The sequence below is a fragment of the Streptomyces sp. NPDC015532 genome (genome assembly GCF_043078065.1).
Lineage (GTDB): Bacteria > Actinomycetota > Actinomycetes > Streptomycetales > Streptomycetaceae > Streptomyces.
The window spans coordinates 215764-231731 of the sequence record NZ_JBIBSY010000004.1; the positions used below are offsets into that span (position 1 = coordinate 215764).

General features: G+C 67.7%; 17 protein-coding genes and 1 pseudogene. 9 read left to right on the forward strand and 9 right to left on the reverse strand.

All coding sequences use genetic code 11. The annotated features are described in order from the left end of the window. The first annotated feature begins 4 nt into the window (after positions 1 to 4). The 5 genes from ACF07B_RS15415 to mscL all read left to right on the forward strand — a co-directional run bounded on the left by ACF07B_RS15415 (position 5) and on the right by mscL (position 3958). The gene (locus tag ACF07B_RS15415) at positions 5 to 1267 is read left to right on the forward strand and encodes an MFS transporter (protein WP_392179317.1); all 1263 of its coding nucleotides are present in this window, start codon (positions 5 to 7) and stop codon (positions 1265 to 1267) included. Between the two features lie 68 nt (positions 1268 to 1335). Next, positions 1336 to 1653: an FmdB family zinc ribbon protein gene (locus ACF07B_RS15420; RefSeq protein ID WP_326787224.1), complete on the forward strand. Its 318-nt coding sequence runs from the start codon at positions 1336 to 1338 to the stop codon at positions 1651 to 1653. Between the two features lie 154 nt (positions 1654 to 1807). Continuing rightward, positions 1808 to 2686 (forward strand): S-methyl-5'-thioadenosine phosphorylase, encoded by an 879-nt coding sequence (locus ACF07B_RS15425; protein WP_369486417.1) that lies wholly within the window; start codon positions 1808 to 1810, stop codon positions 2684 to 2686. Between the two features lie 144 nt (positions 2687 to 2830). Beyond that, the gene (locus ACF07B_RS15430; protein ID WP_392179318.1) at positions 2831 to 3373 is read left to right on the forward strand and encodes a hypothetical protein; all 543 of its coding nucleotides are present in this window, start codon (positions 2831 to 2833) and stop codon (positions 3371 to 3373) included. Between the two features lie 114 nt (positions 3374 to 3487). Further along, positions 3488 to 3958: a large conductance mechanosensitive channel protein MscL gene (mscL, locus tag ACF07B_RS15435; RefSeq protein ID WP_392179319.1), complete on the forward strand. Its 471-nt coding sequence runs from the start codon at positions 3488 to 3490 to the stop codon at positions 3956 to 3958. 97 nt (positions 3959 to 4055) lie between these two features. Here mscL and ACF07B_RS15440 read toward each other — a convergent pair whose 3' ends face one another. Then, positions 4056 to 4238: a hypothetical protein gene (locus ACF07B_RS15440; RefSeq protein ID WP_328451487.1), complete on the reverse strand. Its 183-nt coding sequence runs from the start codon at positions 4236 to 4238 to the stop codon at positions 4056 to 4058. A 106-nt stretch (positions 4239 to 4344) separates the two neighbouring features. On the opposite strand from ACF07B_RS15440, the pseudogene ACF07B_RS15445 reads away from it, so the two are divergent. Next, a pseudogene (locus tag ACF07B_RS15445) lies at positions 4345 to 4611 on the forward strand (low temperature requirement protein A); the annotation flags it as partial. Between the two features lie 96 nt (positions 4612 to 4707). Here the strand turns inward: ACF07B_RS15445 and ACF07B_RS15450 are convergent. Continuing rightward, positions 4708 to 4938, reverse strand: coding sequence for a hypothetical protein (locus ACF07B_RS15450; RefSeq protein WP_392179320.1), 231 nt, complete (start codon positions 4936 to 4938; stop codon positions 4708 to 4710). Between the two features lie 295 nt (positions 4939 to 5233). Between ACF07B_RS15450 and ACF07B_RS15455 the strand changes: the two genes are divergently transcribed. Further along, positions 5234 to 6451, forward strand: a complete 1218-nt coding sequence (locus tag ACF07B_RS15455; protein WP_392179321.1) for a helix-turn-helix transcriptional regulator — start codon at positions 5234 to 5236, stop codon at positions 6449 to 6451. Between the two features lie 343 nt (positions 6452 to 6794). Here the strand turns inward: ACF07B_RS15455 and ACF07B_RS15460 are convergent, their stop codons facing one another. The 7 genes from ACF07B_RS15460 to ACF07B_RS15490 form a co-directional block, all read right to left on the reverse strand. Beyond that, positions 6795 to 7367, reverse strand: a complete 573-nt coding sequence (locus ACF07B_RS15460) for a transfer protein spdA (RefSeq protein ID WP_392179322.1) — start codon at positions 7365 to 7367, stop codon at positions 6795 to 6797. A gap of 50 nt (positions 7368 to 7417) precedes the next feature. Beyond that, positions 7418 to 7690, reverse strand: coding sequence for a hypothetical protein (locus ACF07B_RS15465; protein WP_392179323.1), 273 nt, complete (start codon positions 7688 to 7690; stop codon positions 7418 to 7420). Then, complete coding sequence (locus ACF07B_RS15470; protein ID WP_392179324.1) at positions 7687 to 8040, reverse strand: hypothetical protein; 354 nt, start codon at positions 8038 to 8040, stop codon at positions 7687 to 7689. The genes ACF07B_RS15465 and ACF07B_RS15470 overlap by 4 nt, the downstream gene beginning before the upstream one ends. 858 nt (positions 8041 to 8898) lie before the next feature. Further along, positions 8899 to 9588, reverse strand: coding sequence for a hypothetical protein (locus ACF07B_RS15475; protein ID WP_392179325.1), 690 nt, complete (start codon positions 9586 to 9588; stop codon positions 8899 to 8901). A gap of 13 nt (positions 9589 to 9601) precedes the next feature. Further along, positions 9602 to 9886, reverse strand: coding sequence for a hypothetical protein (locus tag ACF07B_RS15480; protein ID WP_392179326.1), 285 nt, complete (start codon positions 9884 to 9886; stop codon positions 9602 to 9604). Continuing rightward, on the reverse strand, positions 9883 to 10173 hold the full coding sequence (locus tag ACF07B_RS15485) for a hypothetical protein (protein ID WP_392179327.1): 291 nt from the start codon (positions 10171 to 10173) through the stop codon (positions 9883 to 9885). The genes ACF07B_RS15480 and ACF07B_RS15485 overlap by 4 nt, the downstream gene beginning before the upstream one ends. A gap of 1441 nt (positions 10174 to 11614) precedes the next feature. Next, a complete protein-coding gene (locus ACF07B_RS15490; protein WP_392179328.1) occupies positions 11615 to 13294 on the reverse strand; it encodes a recombinase family protein in 1680 nt (559 codons plus the stop codon). 55 nt (positions 13295 to 13349) lie between these two features. Here ACF07B_RS15490 and ACF07B_RS15495 point away from each other — a divergent pair, with 55 nt between their 5' ends. Next, a complete protein-coding gene (locus ACF07B_RS15495) occupies positions 13350 to 14390 on the forward strand; it encodes a low temperature requirement protein A (RefSeq protein ID WP_392179329.1) in 1041 nt (346 codons plus the stop codon). 52 nt (positions 14391 to 14442) lie between these two features. After that, positions 14443 to 15501: a P1 family peptidase gene (locus ACF07B_RS15500; RefSeq protein ID WP_392179330.1), complete on the forward strand. Its 1059-nt coding sequence runs from the start codon at positions 14443 to 14445 to the stop codon at positions 15499 to 15501. Positions 15502 to 15968 lie beyond the last annotated feature (467 nt).

Here is a 15968-nt window from a genome sequence, read left to right on the forward strand (position 1 = left end):
GGCCGTGGCATCCACGGTCACCTCCCGTCCTGGATACGGGCAGCTGCTGCGTACCCGCGGCGCCTGGACGTTCCTGCTCCCCGGCTTCGCCGCCCGGCAGCCGTTCGCCATGCTGACGATCTCCATCGTGCTGCTCGTGCAGCACACCACCGGCTCGTACGGGGCGGCCGGCGCGGTCGCGGCCGCCACCGGTGTCTCCATGGCGCTCTTCGCGCCCCTCACCGGACGTCTGGCCGACCGGTACGGGCAGCGGGCCGTCCTGCTGCCCGGTGTCCTCGTGCACGCCGTGGCCGGCTTCTCCCTGACCGCGCTCGCACTGGCGGACGCCCCCTTGTGGGTCCTCTTCGTCGCCGCCGTGCCGACCGGCGCCTCGGTGCCGCAGGTCGGCCCCATGGTGCGGGCCCGATGGGGCGTGAAGCTCCAGGGCTCGCCCCTGATGTCGACCGCGGCCGCCTTCGAGTCCGTCACGGACGAGCTGACCTTCGTCTTCGGCCCGCTGCTCGCCACCGCGCTGTGCACGGCCGTCACGCCCGCCGCGGGCCTGCTGACCGAGGCGTCACTGACCCTGGTCGGCGGTCTGCTGTTCGCCGCGCAGAAGAACACGCAGCCCGCGGTCTCCGCCGCCGGGCACGCGCGCGTGGAGCACGGTTCCGCTCTGCGGATCCCCGGAGTGCGCGTTCTGATCATGACGTTCCTGGGCATCGGCTCCGTCTTCGGCGGGATGCAGGTCTCGCTGGCCGCGTACAGCGAGTCGGTCGGCGAGCCCGGCCTGAACGGTGTCCTGTACGGCGTCTTCGCGGCGGGCAACATGCTCTCGGGCATCGTCTGCGGCGCGATCGCCTGGAAGGTGGCCCCGCAGCGACGGCTCGTCTTCGGGTACGCCGCCCTCGCGGTGGCCGCCTCCGGGCTGTGGGCCGCGAACTCGGTGATCGTGCTCGCCGGCCTCGGCCTCGTGGTCGGCATGTGCATCGCTCCGAGCCTGATCACCGGTTACACCTTGGTCGAGAGCCTCGTTCCGCAGGGCGCCCGCACCGAGGCCTTCACCTGGCTCACCGGTGCCGTCGCGCTCGGCCAGGCGGCGGCCGTCACGGTCGCCGGACAGCTGGAGGACAGGCTCTGGGACGGCGCGGGGTTCCTGGTGCCGATGGCCGGTACGGCACTGGCTCTGGCGACCCTGGTGGCCCTGCGTTCACGCCTCGCCTCACGGGCCCCGAGCCGCGCCGTCGCGCGTGGCGTCGGTCACCGCGTGCCGGTGACAGTGGACTGATCTCGCGGAATACGTCAGTATGGACCGTCGTTAGCACTCACTGAGTGAGAGTGCCAGGAGGAAGACAAGTGCCGACCTACCAGTACCAGTGCACCGAGTGCGGCGAGGGCCTCGAGGCGGTGCAGAAGTTCACCGATGACGCCCTGACCGAATGCCCCGAATGCAACGGCCGCCTGAAGAAGGTGTTCTCGGCCGTCGGCATTGTCTTCAAGGGCTCCGGCTTCTACCGCAACGACAGCCGCGGCTCGTCGTCGAGCAGCTCGCCGGCGTCGAAGCCGTCCACGTCCTCGACCTCGGACGCGAAGTCCTCGTCGTCGGCGTCCACGTCGTCGTCCTCGGACACGAAGTCGTCGAGCACCGGCTCGGCCGGCAGCTCCGCCGCTTAGGGACTCCTCGGTCCGCGCCGGGGCTCCGCGCCCCGGCCCGGCCGTCGCCCCGGGGCCCACACGGCCGTCCAAGGCTTTCCACGGGACCCCGTCGTCCTACGACGACGGGGTCCTCGGCGTTCCTCGGTCCGGGACAGCCCTTAGGGTGCCGTTCATGGCGAACACGGAGAATCCACAGACCCCTGCCGGGGAGCGGTCGACGGCCTCTGCCGAGATCGGCGTCATCGGCGGCTCGGGCTTCTACTCCTTCCTCGACGACGTGACCGAGCTGCGGGTGGACACCCCCTACGGGCCGCCCAGCGACTCCCTGTTCCTCGGCGAGATCGCCGGCCGGCGGGTGGCCTTCCTGCCCCGCCACGGCCGCGGCCACCATCTGCCGCCGCACCGCATCAACTACCGGGCCAACCTGTGGGCGCTGCGCTCCGTCGGCGCCCGCCAGATCCTCGGCCCCTGTGCCGTGGGCGGACTGCGTTCCGAGTACGGACCCGGAACCCTGCTCGTTCCCGACCAGTTCGTGGACCGTACGAAATCACGGTCGCAGTCCTACTTCGACGGGCTGCCGCTGCCCGACGGCACGGTGCCGAACGTCGTGCACGTGTCGCTGGCCGACCCGTACTGCCCCGTCGGACGTGAGGCCGCCCTGCGAGCGGCCCGCGGACGGGACTGGGAACCGGTGGACGGCGGCACGCTCGTGGTCATAGAGGGTCCGCGGTTCTCCACCCGGGCCGAATCGCTCTGGCACCAGGCGCAGGGCTGGTCGGTGGTCGGCATGACCGGGCACCCCGAGGCCGCGCTGGCCCGCGAACTGGAGCTCTGCTACACGTCGTTGACGCTGGTCACCGACCTCGACGCGGGCGCCGAGACCGGTGAGGGCGTCTCGCACGACGAGGTGCTGAAGGTGTTCGCGGCGAACGTGGACCGGCTGCGGGGCGTGCTCTTCGACGCGGTCGCGGGGCTGCCGGCGAACGGATCGCGGGACTGCCTGTGCACGAGCGCGCTGGGCGGGATGGATCCCGGCTTCGAGCTGCCGTGACCCGGACCGAACGGGGGCGGAATCTCCGGTTCGGGTGAGGGAGTTGTCCACAACCCCCGGTTCGTCCACGGACGTCTGCGGGCTTCGCCGCGAGACCTCATCGTGGGATCGCAAGCCGGTCCCTCGTCGCAGGTGGTGGTCACCATGGCACAGCTCTCTCAACACATCCGCCCGCCGGGCGCGGACACGCCTCCGACGTGCGAGGTGCCGCAGTTCGCGCCCGTCCGTGTGCGCGGCGGGCACGGACGGCTGCGGCTCCTGGCACGGCACAGGAGGCGGGCGGCCGCGGCGGGCCTGGCCATGACGGCGGCCGCGCTCGTGGCGGCCGGCCCCGGCGATGGCGAGGGGGCGCGCGGACATCCGGCGCCCATGCCCTCCGCGTCCGCCTCCACCACGGCGTCCGCATCTCCGCGCGGGGCGGGCGTGACCGAGAGCGTGAGGGCGCCGGTCCGGATCGCCGACGGCGCCACGGTGGACCTGGTGCGTCCCGGCGACCGGGTCGACGTGGTCGCGGCGGGCGGCGGAGGCGAGGTCCGGGTGGTCGCGGCCGGGGCGCGGGTCACCGGGGTTCCCGACGTCGGCACCACCGACACCGGAAGACTGCTCGTCCTGTCCGTTCCGCGTGCGACGGCCCTGCGGCTGGTCGGCGCCGGCACCACGTCACGGCTGGCGGTGACCCTGCGATGAGCGGCGAAACCGTGTCAAGTCTCTCCTTCGCGCTACCCAGTTGGACAGGCCCGACATGCCCTGCCGTAGGTTGCGGAGCTGTTTGTTCCACAACGTGTGCGGAGGGGCCTCCTAGTGAGCGACAACAAGCAGCCCGGCGTCTGGGAGGGCTTCAAGGCCTTCCTGATGCGCGGCAACGTCATCGACCTGGCCGTCGCCGTGGTCATCGGCGCGGCCTTCACCAACATCGTCAACGCCGTGGTGAAGGGCATCATCAACCCGCTGGTCGGCGCTGTCGGTACGAAGAACCTCGACAGTTACAGCTCCTGTCTGGAGGGCCGCTGCACGGGCACCGGAGCGAACGCCAAGGGCATCCAGATCATGTGGGGCTCGGTGCTGGGCGCCACGCTCAGCTTCGTGATCACCGCCAGCGTCGTCTACTTCCTGATGGTGCTGCCGATGGCCAAGTTCCTGGCCCGGCAGGCGGCCCGCCAGAAGGCGAAGGAAGGCGCGAAGGAGGTCATGGAGGTGTCCGAGCTGGAGGTGCTGAAGCAGATCCGCGACGAGCTGGTCGCCCAGCGCGGTCAGGGACGCCGCGACTACTGACGGCGAGGCCGGGGGCACGCGCCCGGAAACCCGTCGGGCGCCGGCGCCGGGAGCCCGGGGGCGGCGCATCCCGGGGCGAGGACACCCGGGGCAGGGCTCAGAGGTGGTGGGGCGGCTTCTCGTCGAGGAAGCGCTTCAGGTCGGCGGCACTGTCACCGGTGCTGTCGGCCCGCTCGCCCCACCCGCGGTCCGTATCGTCCGAGGACTGCTGGTTCAACGGATCGTCGAAGACCAGTGCCGGCTTCGGATCGCGCGGTTCGGGGGCGGGGGCGGGACTCATGCCCCAAGCCTACGCCGCGGGGGCGCGGGGCCGGCCCGGCCGACCCAGGGGCGCTTGTGAAGGCTTTCACAAGAATTTCCGGCGCTTTTCTGCTGTGCTTGGCCCTATGACCTCCCGTTCCGCTCCGGAATCCGCCTCGGCACCACGGCCCGCGAACCACCGGCCACTGCGCAGAATGACCGCCCGGGGCCGCGACGAGGTACACCGGGTCGCGTCGCCGCTGGAGCTCCTGTTCGACCTGTGTTTCGTGGTGGCCATCGCCCAGGCGGGCGCCGAACTGGTGCACGCCGTGGCGGAGGGGCACGCGGGACAGGGCATCCTCGACTACGCGATGATCTTCTTCGCCGTCTGGTGGGCGTGGACCAACGGAACATCAGGTTATCTCGAACCGCCTGACCAGCGGGGATGAACGCCGAAAGCCTCTGCCGTGCACCATCGGCCAGCGCACGCCAGGGGCCAGTCTGACCACCTACTCGGCGCGGGTGACCCGTGCATGGTCCGTCACGACACGGCGGAACAGATCATGCGTGGGATTCCGGCCGGTATGCCGCAGGCACCAATCCTGCGCAGCCTCCTGCGTGTCCTGCGGGCCGGAATCCTCGGCGCAGTTCGACGCAACGCAGGCCGCTTCGAATACCCAGCCACCCTCAGGTACGTGCCGGATTGAGTGCCTGACGTAGCGCAGAATCGCGCGGCTCATGAACCCTCCCCGTGGGCATGCCGCCGGATCTCAATGTTGATGTCACTCACTCGGGAAAGATCGCCGCGTGTTCGGGCTTCCGTGCGCTGCGAGCCCAGGGCCCGGCAGACGTCACAACCGGCCGAAGGTTCCGGGTCCGGTACCAACATCAGCGGCAACATGAACGGCGCTGTCTGGAATCGCTGTGGCTCGGTCATGCCGTCCAGACTCCGCCCGGAAATGATCAGTGACTAGCGGCCCGGTGTCTGCCTCTGTGTAGGCCAGAAAACGCGCCCTGTAGGCCATGCTTAGGGCCATGAGGAACAGCGTCGGGCCGCACATCAAACGCCTGCGCGAACAGCGCGGGTGGAGTCAATCGCGCCTCGCCCATGAGGTCTGCCAGGCAGCCGGGGTGATCGGCGATCCGGTCGGACGTCAGGAAGTCAGCCGCTGGGAAACCGGGCGACGAACTCCGCGCGAGTGGCTGCCCTTTATCGCTGCCGCCCTCGGCGTATCCGTGGATGTGCTCCGCGCGCCCCTGGTGCCCGCTGAGCCTCCCTTGCCGACCCTGGCCGAGTTCCTGCCCGAAGGTGACCCGCTAAGCCCCGCAGATGGCCGTACAGGGCGCCGTGTCGGCATGGTCCAGGTGGACGACTTGCAACAGCGGGTGCACGGCCTGCGGCTGGCCGATGACGTCCTAGCCGGGGGTGACCTCATCCGCCCGGCACTTCGGGAACTGCGCTCCGCCGTGAAGCTCTACCGGGAAGGCAGCCACACGGGCGAGGTAGGCCGCCAACTTCTCAGGCAGATTGGGGAGTTGGCCCAGATCGCTGGATGGATCGCTTCAGACGCTGGCCAGCACGCGGAAGCCGAGCGCATTTACCGGCTCGGGATCAGCGCAGCCACGCAGGCCGAGGACCACACCCTTGCCGGGAACGTGGCCGGATCGCTGGCCTACCAACTCTCGAACACCGGGCGGGAATCCGAAGGGCTGACGCTCGCCCAAGCGGCGCTGAATGACGCTGGCAACGACGCTCCGCCAAAGGCCCGCGCGCTCTATCTCGATCGGGTCGCATGGGCACACACCAAACTCGGCGGAGTCGACAACGGCCAGCAGGCAATGCGCGCCCTGGGGGAAGCTGGACAAGCACTCAGCGAGGACGGCGCCGGAATCGAGTCGCCCGCCTTCCTGTACTGGGTCGACGCTGGCGAACTGCGCGTCATGGAATCCCGCGTGTACACAGAGCTGCACCGACCCTTGCGCGCCGTGCCATTGCTCCGTGACGTCCTCGGCGGATACGACGCGACGCATTCACGGGAAGTCGCCCTGTATCTCTCCTGGTTGGTCGTCGCTCTCGCGGATGCCAATGAGCCTGAGGAAGCAGCCGCAGTAGCCGAACGGGTTATCTCGCTGGCATCCGACATTCCATCGGAACGGACGGCCGAACGGGTGCGCGTGATACTCCGCCGCTTGCAAGACTTCGCCGACGTGCCGGAAGTCGCATCCCTACTCGCCGAACATCAGGCAGCTTAGCGCTAGCGCATGCCATCACAATCTCTCTCAGGCGCAACGTCGCAGGTCAACGCCCATGTGGGGCTCAGCCGGCGAGGGCCACTCTTTACGGAAGCTAACGAAATCTAGAACACAGCAAAGCCCCGACCCTGGAATGTCCAGGATCGGGGCTCTTGCTACTCGGTATCGGCGAACTCGGTAACGCGCTCATCAGACTCAGCGAGGGCATGCGGTTGCAACTCAGGACCGGCACCCAGAATTCGGCGGCGCGCACGCTGGACCAACGACACATCAAGCGGCGGAAACGTCCACAGTGGCGCGCTCAATTCCTCGGCGGACAAGCCCAGGTAATGCGGCAGGTCACTCACGCGTCACCGGCCAGCGCTAGATACCGGCGTCCGGTGCGCTCACTGACGCTGTAGTGGTCGGCCAACATCCGGCCGGTCACGGGTCGGCCATGGTCCGCAGCGAGTGAAGCCATGACCGTGCGCACGTCCTCGGCACTCGGAGGGGTGACCGGGTCGACGTCCGCCGCACTGCCATGGAAGTCGACCCACAGGTCATCGTCCGGCCAGGTGTCCGGCAGGCTCTCAGCGGCCACAGGAGCGACCGCCAGGGGCGCAGGGTCCCCGGTCACCGGTATGGCCAGGGCGGGCGCCTCAGCGGTCACCGGCCGGTGCATCCGCCAGAGGGTCAGCGGGAACACGGCGTGCAGTCCGGCACTGACCCAGGTGTCGACACTGGCCAGCGGATCAGCGGTCAGCACTCCGGCCACGTTGGCCGCGACGGACACGAGGACGGCCAGCGCCACATCCCGCCGCATCCGCACTGCCCAGACGAGGTATAGATCGATGGCCAACGGGACGGCGTACGAGGGGAGTTGGGGAACGTCATGCGTTACGGCGAGATGCTGCTGAGTGGCGAATGAGATGGACATCGAAGCCAACAGAGCTGCATACCGAGCGCAGTTGGCTACTGAATAGCTGTTCAGTTGGTCACCTCGCCCAGCCGTTTGCGCAGACTGTCGGCGCTGGCCCCCAGGTTCGGGCGGTCGACGTCGGCGAGCGAGACGATCTCACCAGTCGCAATGATCATTTCATTCTCGCTGATCACGCGATATCCAGCAGCGCAGTATTTGCATGCGGTGCCCAAATGCACGTAGCGCCGATGCTTCGGGCAAATGTTCCGGTCAGCCTGTGTCGGGGCCTCGGCCTTACGGGTCTGCGCAGCGCGCTGGCGTTCATTCGGTTTCTTACTCATGCACTCTCTTCGATCACGTAACCCATGCGCGCCCGGCTTTGGGGTGTCATGCCCAGCGATTCACCCAGTGCCTTCACCTCACGAATTGTGGCGGCCGTACCAGAGCCATCGAACAGAGTTCGTTCGAGGTGGACATACGCAGCGACGAGACCGATTTCCGATTCGGACCAAAGCCAGGCGGATGGGGTGGACCAGAGTTCTTCCCATCGCCGGGTCTGTTCAGCAGTGAAGTTGGCGCCGGGCGGGATCGGCGGAGTAGGCAGGTCGCAAAAGCTGGGCAGCTTGGTAGTTGTCTCGCCGCGCTGGATTGGATTCCTTCGCGGCTGCTTCATTCCCTTGACCCCGGCCATGGGATCACCTCACATTCGGTAGTCGGGGCACGCCCCGGAAAGTTGATTCCCAGCGGTAAATGGCACGGACACCTCCCCCGCGCCTCCTGCCCCCTAGGCGTTTGGGGGTCCATCCCCCACCCCCGAGCACGCAAAGTGACCAATGAATGTTGTCGGGGCTCACATTCCGTTGCCTTGGTCGCGCATGGTTCGTCGGTTGTGATGAGCAGTCGTCATTGCCCGAAGGTTCGACCAGTCATGAGCGCGCGGACCCAGCGGACCGAGCCCGTCAATGTGGTCGACCACTTCGCCCGAAGATCTCAGCGGCTCGGGGACCAGGGCGCACTCCTCGCATTCGCAGTACGGATGTTCACGGAGGAAGGCTGTCCGTGTGCGCTGCCATTCCTTGGAGCGATAGGCCCGTTGGTGCGCTGACTTGTTCCGATGCCTGCGCTGCGCTCGCGTGCACTCAAGGCATTTCCCCTTGGGTACCTGACACGGGCAACTCGGCACACTGCACACAGACTTCCGGCCGGACGGGGGAGGCTGGCACAACGCATGCGGCAGGTACTCACCAGGCTTAGCCGCTGGCTTCGCTGTACGGCTCTCAGCGGGCCTGACAGGTAGCTCGGGGGGTGGCGCCGCATTCTCCGGCCAGACGCCATCGGCAGGGACAACCAGGCCCGTGCGCAGCCATTGAGCGGCGCTCTCGTCGGGCACGTCGAACTCATCTCCGCCGCTGAGTTGGGAGTCCTGGTAGACCAGTCGACACAACGTTCCGACACGCAGTCTCACGGGTCCGCTGTCCTTTCATGGAAGGGGCCCAGCGGAATGCCGGGCCCCATATCCAGTAGCTCCGTCAGTGCGCAGCTCAGCGGGTTAGGCGTCTTCGACAATCGGCCCGACCACGCCAGCGGCTATGAACTTCTCCGCCACGTCGGCCGCTAGCTCTCGGGTGTATTCGCCGACGCGCACGCGGACGATGTCCCCCGGATCGACGCTGACGCAATTGACCTTGAGCCAGTCACGGCCCAGCTTGGTGAAGGAATCGCCCCGCTGTTCGTTGCTGGTGAAGATGGGCGCCGGTCCTCGCTTACCTCGCGCCATGTAGTCGACAGCAGCCAGCGCGGAGACAGCCTGTCGGAAATCGCCACGGGCGCGCCGGTGCGCTAGTTCTGTATCGGCGAACTCCTGCTCAGTTCGCTTCAGCGCCTTTACAACCTGCTCACGTAGTTCAGGCGCGCTCGCAGACCATGCCTGATTCACGACAGCGCCAGCGGCCCGAATCTGCTGCTCCATGGCCTCGATAACGCCAACCGCCGTACCTCGCATAGCAGTTACGCGCGACACTTCGGACTCGCCCTTAGGCAGCGTCTTTCCGGCCAGCGTCGCAGCCTTAGCGGCAGCAGCATCACGGGCCTGCGCGCGCTCAAGGTAACCATCGCCTAGGGCATCGTCGTATTCGAGCTGCGCCTCGCCGTAGCGGTCCCAGGCAGCGTCTAGATCAGCCTGCGCCTTGATGACGGCAGCAGGAACGGTTACGCCCACAGGCAGAGAGTTGATGTCCATGTTTCCTCAGTCGTTAGTTTGGGTTGGCGTACTCGTCGCGCAGGATGATTCCGACGCAGTATCTGTCCTTGCCCAGTCCGGATATGTAGCGCGTCTCGATTCCACGCTCGCGCAGGTAATGGCGGACCGTCCTGTACGGAACGTGGATTCCCTGAGGCGTAGCCACTTGCGTGAAAGCCCATTGGACGTCCCTGGGTACTTCCACGCCGCCATGCTCAGCGAACGCGACGGTACAGAACGCGGCATCCATGAACGTGCGATACCCAGGGGAATCCGGCGTCAGCTTGTACGGGCTCACCGCGCATTCCTCCGCATCGTGCGGATCTTCTTTTCGAGCCCAGGATCGCGCACCGGCACATCAGGGCCGAGGACCACATCGCGGGCGAAGTGCTCACCCCCGCGCTCATCCACCCGCACAGAAACGCCAGCGGCGCGAAGCGCATTCTTGACGTCACGGAAGCTGACCCCTCGGTCAATTCCCAGGTTCGCCAACACGGCGCCATGGACCTGCGGAATCGGGACCGAGCTACCGGGGCGCGGTTCGAGCACTTCGGCCAGCGCCTTAGTGATGGAAGGGTCGATCATGCGGAAGCCTTTCGATCGTTCAGGAAGTCAGGGCGCTGGCACTTGCGGCCGCACAGAAAGCAGAGAAGACAGCGAGCAGGATCACGAGGGCTCCAGATTTGCGAACTGGACAGCCCGGAAGAAGCCACGCGCAGGCCGCTGACCAGCGAGGAAGCTCCAGCCGGCTGCGGGTGCCGCTTTGCATGAGCAGCGGGTGAAAAACAAAAGACCCGTAGGCCCGGGTTCACTGCTACCTGTCCTGCACGACAGGGAGTGAGTACCGGGCCTACGGGCCTAGATCATGGGGCGAGACGCGATATCAGGGGTGCAGCCCCGGTAGGTCTCGAAGCGATGCCACGTACCAAAACTGGTAGGTGGTCATCGCGTTAAGCGTTGCGCGTATCCACGTCGCGCCCCGGCATGAGGGGTAGTCGAATCATCGACACCTTCCCTGGTGGTATTGCCTGGCTATTCGTACGGCCGATTCACGCTGCCGCTGTTCATGTGCGCGCTGATCATCAGACACAGCGGACCAAGCCTGATCACGCAAGGGCTTGACCCGCTCGGCTAGCAGGCACCGGTTGTAACCACTCTCGCGGTATGTCCGATCCATCTGCCGGTGATGACGCAGGCACATCGGCGCGTAATGCGACTCGTCAACAGACCAGAGTCGGCGCGTTTCCAGGTCGAGGATTTCATTTTCGTCGGTGTGCAAGTACGCCCATTGTTCCGCAGTGCGACCACACCATGCGCACGCATGATGCCTTGCTGGGCCGCACTGCCGGGTTAGTCGGACGTGCACTGTGCGATAGCCGGGTCGAGTCACGGTTACGTCCCCCTCGCGGGAAAAAGAGAAAGAGCCCCCCGGCCGGTTGCTCAGCTCGCAAACCCGACGCCAGTCAGTCTGCGAGGAACAACCGAGCCGGGAGGCTCAGTACAGGTGGGGCTTTCGCCCTGGGTGCTCAGGATTACGCAGCCTTGACGGCGTGCGCTGGCGTCGACTGAGCTAGCGGGCGGGGACGTATCCGCCCTACTCGTTATTTGTATCGGGCGACCGGCCCCGGGTTGGCAACGGCCCTAGACAGGGGGTAGGTGACGAAGTGCAGAAATGAGGGTCGGTCTGGTTACTGCTTGGAGTCCCTAGAAGGATCTGAATTGATCGTCACTTCTACACTTCTACACTTCTTGCAGGTCAGAGGGCTTTTGATCTTGCCTAGTTATTCATCGATCTACACTCCCGCTGATTCAACAGGTCTAGACCAATCTCACACAATGAGACGATGAGGCATTCCGTTACCTAGCCGTTATCCGGGCCACAGGAAGGCTGGTGGGTTATCCGCTCGCCTGGGAGTCCCGGTCCTGTACGCCCCGCTGAGGGCATGCGAAAGCCCCTCCCGGCCATGGGGACCAAGAGGGGCTGAAAGGCTGAGAGAGAGGCGCCTAGTCGTTCGCTGCCAACTCGTCAGCCATCGCTGTCAGCTTCGCTACTGCGTCGCTCCCACGCTTCCCACGCGGCGTCGGAATGGCTGGTGTCGTCATCGAGCCACTCAGGCTCCATACGGTCCAGGATCGGCGTGCGGTCGCCCTTTCCACCGGCAGGCAGCAGTGTCACCCGGCGGAGTGCTGCGCTGAGTAGTGCCCGTTGGCCGTCGACCCCGGCGGAGTTCCAAAGGTCGATGAGCGCCTCTGGGTCCATCAAGGGGGAAAGGTCCGCACCCGCTGACACCTCGGCAAGTTCGGCTTTCAGCGATTCGATCTGAGCGTTCAGCGCGCCCCACAGGTATTCGTAGTCCGCTTCGCTGATCCGGCTGAGAATGAACCGCTCCTTACGCAGTTGCGCTTCCCGCTCCACAGCGTCATCAAGCGCGCGGGTTACTGCCTGCTTGCGTGCCTCGACCGCCGGGTCCTCGTACGAAAGCCAGCGACGCGCAATGGCCAGGATCGTCGGGGAGTCGGGCGGCAGGTTCACGATGTGATTGATCCACAGCACGGCGGCAGCCTCATCCGCCCTTTCGCGCAGCGTCGCGGCCCCCTTGCACACGGACTCACCCTGATTGATTCGGGCGAGGCAGCGATAGTTCCGGCCGCCATTCCCCATGGCCCCCTTGCAGAACGGGCAGCGAAGAATGCCGGTGAGGATTGTCTTAGCCCGTCGAACTCCGCGCGTACGGTCACCGATGGTGGTCCCCGGTCGGCTGCGCCCGCTGATGATGAGCCGGATTCGCTCCCATTCCGCGTAGGTCACCACACCAACGCCAGCGGCTACGGGGTGTCCGTCCGGGGCCATGAGTGGATTCCCACCCCGGTGCCACTTATCGATGTGGTCGCCATGCTCATCACGTGCCCGCTCACGGTCGGGAATCAAACCGGCCCAGCTCGGCGACTGAGCAAGGTGGATGACCGTCTGCGCCCGCCACATCTTGCTTTTGCGCGTACGCGTGCCCTCGGCATTCAGCGTGTTGGCGATAGACGCAGGGGTGACGCCATCGAGCAGCCACGCAGCGATACGGCGCGCTGTCGGGTACTCCGCCGGGTCATGCTCCAGCTTCCCGGTTCCCTTGGGGCAGCGCAGACCGTAGGGCACTACTCCGCCGGGCCAGCGCCCCTCAGTCTTATGTGCGTCTCCGCCGGTCTTGGTGCGCTGGGCTATTGCTTTTGCCTCTTCCCTGGCGCGGTCGGCGAGGATCCCGAAAATGATCCGCATCCCCGGCTTGGACGAGTCGAGCCCTTCGGACGTCACCACAATGCGTGCGCCCCGGAACTGATCAATGAGGCGATCCACTGCCCCCATACCCCGCCGGGAAAGCCGGTCCGTGCGCCAGACATACAGCGTGCGACTACGGCCGTCGAGAATGGCCTGTGTCGCGTTCTCGAATTCCTCGCGCCGGACATACGCTTTGGACGCGCTGCGCTGCTCGAAGTGCACATGGCGAATGGCGATGCCCTCAGCGGATGCGGCGCGCACGATGTCCCGCAGGTGGGCCCGGAGCGTCGAAAGGGTGTCCTTGGCCTTGGAGCGCCTGATGTACGCCTCAGCGAGTTGGGCAGGCTCACCGGCCGCCGGTTCCCACAGGCCAAGCTCACGTATCTCGTCGTCGCTGAATCCCAGCGCCCGCAGGGTGGGGGTGTCGTCTCGGGTCATGTCCGTCCGTTCGCCGAAGATGGTCCGCCCCTGCTGTGGAGCGGGTGAACGGCCTATGTGGACGTTTCCGCAGGTCAGAGGCGGTGTTGCATCGTTGGCTCACGGGTGGGCGTGGATGAACTTCAGCTGGTTCGCGTCGGCCTACGACAACGACGACGTGCTCTACCGGGTCGTCACGCTGGTGCAGATCGCCGGCGTCCTGGTGCTCGCCGCCGGGGTGTCCAAGGCCTTCGAGAACCACGACTTCGTGGTCGTCTGGCTCGGCTACGCGATCATGCGGTTCGCGATGATCGCGCAGTGGCTGCGCGTGGCCCGGTCCACCGAGGGGACCGAGAGAACCGCGGCCCTGCGGTACGCGGGCGGTGTACTGCTGTGCCAGATCGGCTGGCTCGGCCTGCTGTTCGCGCCGGAGGCGGGCCGCCCGTGGGTCTTCCTGGTGGTGGCCGTCGCCGAGCTGTGCGTCCCGCTGTTCGCGGAGAAGGACTTCACCACGTCCTGGCATCCGCACCACATCGCCGAGCGATACGGCCTGTTCACGATCATCGTGCTGGGCGAGACGATCGCCGCCGCCACCGTCGCGGTGAAGTCGGCCGTCGACGAGCACGACGCGCTGGGCGAGCTGCTCCCCATCGCCGCGGGCGGCCTGCTGATCGTGTTCTCCGCCTGGTGGATCTACTTCGTGGTGCCGATCCACGGCCATCTGCGGTCCAACGGACAGGCCTTCCTGTGGGGGTACGGCCACTATCTGATCTTCGCGTCGGCCGCGGCGATCGGCGCGGGTCTGGAAGTCGCGGTGGAACAGACGGTCGGCACCGCGCACATCTCGGCGCTCTCGGCGTCCGCCGCGGTGACACTGCCGACCGCCCTGTACTTCCTCGCCGTCTGGGGACTGCACTCGCGCCATTTCAAGGTCGGCATCGCCCAGCAGCTCGTCCTGCCGACGACCGCGCTGCTCGTCATCCTCTGCACCTTCCTGGGTGACTGGGCGGTGCTCGCCGCGGGGATCGTCTGCGCGCTGACCGTGGCGGTCGGGGTGGTGATGACGACGCGCATGGTGACGCGGGAAGCGGCGGCCGGCGCGGCACGAAGCGCGTAGCCCGGAACGCGCGAACCTCTGCCGGGGCACGCGGCCGGGGAAGACTGGGGGTATGACAGTTGACGCTCTGACAGATGTCGTGGGTCTGCGGGTGGGGCACGCGACGCGCAGCGGGGACGGGTGGCTCACGGGGACGACGGTGGTGCTCGCTCCCGAGGGCGGGGTGATCGCCGCCGTGGACGTGCGCGGCGGAGGGCCCGGCACCAAGGAGACGGACGCGCTCGATCCGCGCAACCTCGTGCAGAAGATCGAGGCGGTCGTGCTGACCGGGGGCAGCGCGTACGGGCTGGACTCGGCGTCGGGTGTGATGGCGTGGCTGGAGGAGCGGGGACGCGGGGTGCGCGTGGGGCCGGACCCGAGGCACGTCGTGCCCGTCGTGCCGGCCGCCTGCGTCTTCGATCTCGGACGCGGCGGAGACTTCCGGTCGCGGCCGGACGCCTCCACCGGGATCGCCGCGGTCGAGGCCGCCGACGCGAGTGCGCTGTGCGCGCCGGTGCGGGAGGGCGGCGTGGGCGCCGGTACCGGCGCGGTGGTCGGAGTGCTCAAGGGCGGGATCGGGACGGCGAGCGCCGTGCTGGAGTCCGGCGTCACGGTGGCCGCGCTGGTCGTGGCCAACGCGGCGGGCTCGGCGGTGGAGCCGGAAACCGGGATCCCGTACGGGGAGTTGGCGCGAGGGTGTACGACAGGGCCGTCCGCGGCGGTGCGCGAGGCGGCCCGGCTGCGGCTGGCGGAGGCCGCCGCGAGGAACGCGCCGCCCCCGTTGAACACCACGCTCGCCGTCGTCGCCACCGACGGCGGGCTGACGCGGGCGCAGGCGCAGAAGCTCGCGGGGACGGCGCACGACGGAATCGCGCGTGCCGTACAGCCGGTGCATCTGCTGAACGACGGGGACACGGTGTTCGCGCTGGCCACGGGTGACCGGCCGCTCGACGCCGGGAACCCCCTGGCGCTCAACGAGATCCTCGCGGCGGGCGCGGACCTGGTGACGCGCGCGATCGTGCGGGCCGTACGCGCGGCGGAGCCGGTGGACGGGCCGGGCGGGGCGTGGCCGTCGTACGAAGAGCTTTACGGGAACGGCGGGTTGGGGGACCGCCCCGGTACTCGCCCGTGACGGCGTACGACTCGGGGCGGGCGCCCTGCCGGTTCTCCGGCTTGACGGCGTACGGCTCGGGGCGGGCGCCCTGCCGGTTCTCCGGCTTGACGGCGTACGGCTCGGGGCGGGCGCCGTGCCGTTGTTCTTGACGGCGTACGGCTCCGGGGGGGGCGCCGTGCCGTTCTCCGGCTTGACGGCGTACGGCTCGGGGCGGGCGCCGTGCCGTTGTTCTTGACGGCGTACGGCTCCGGGGGGGGGTCGCCGTGCCGTTCTCCCGCTTGACGGCGTACGGCTCGGGGCGGCGGGCGGCGGGGCGGCCGGGGCCTACGTGGGCGCGCTGAGCCGAGCCACGTCGAACCGCTCGGCGCCGAGCCGCGCCCGCGCCGGGTCCGTGTGGTGGAGCGGGTCGGGACTCGTTCGCCGGGGGCGTCTTGTAGCGGCCGGGAACTGGTGCGCCCAGGGCACCTTGCCGGACAATGGGTGCG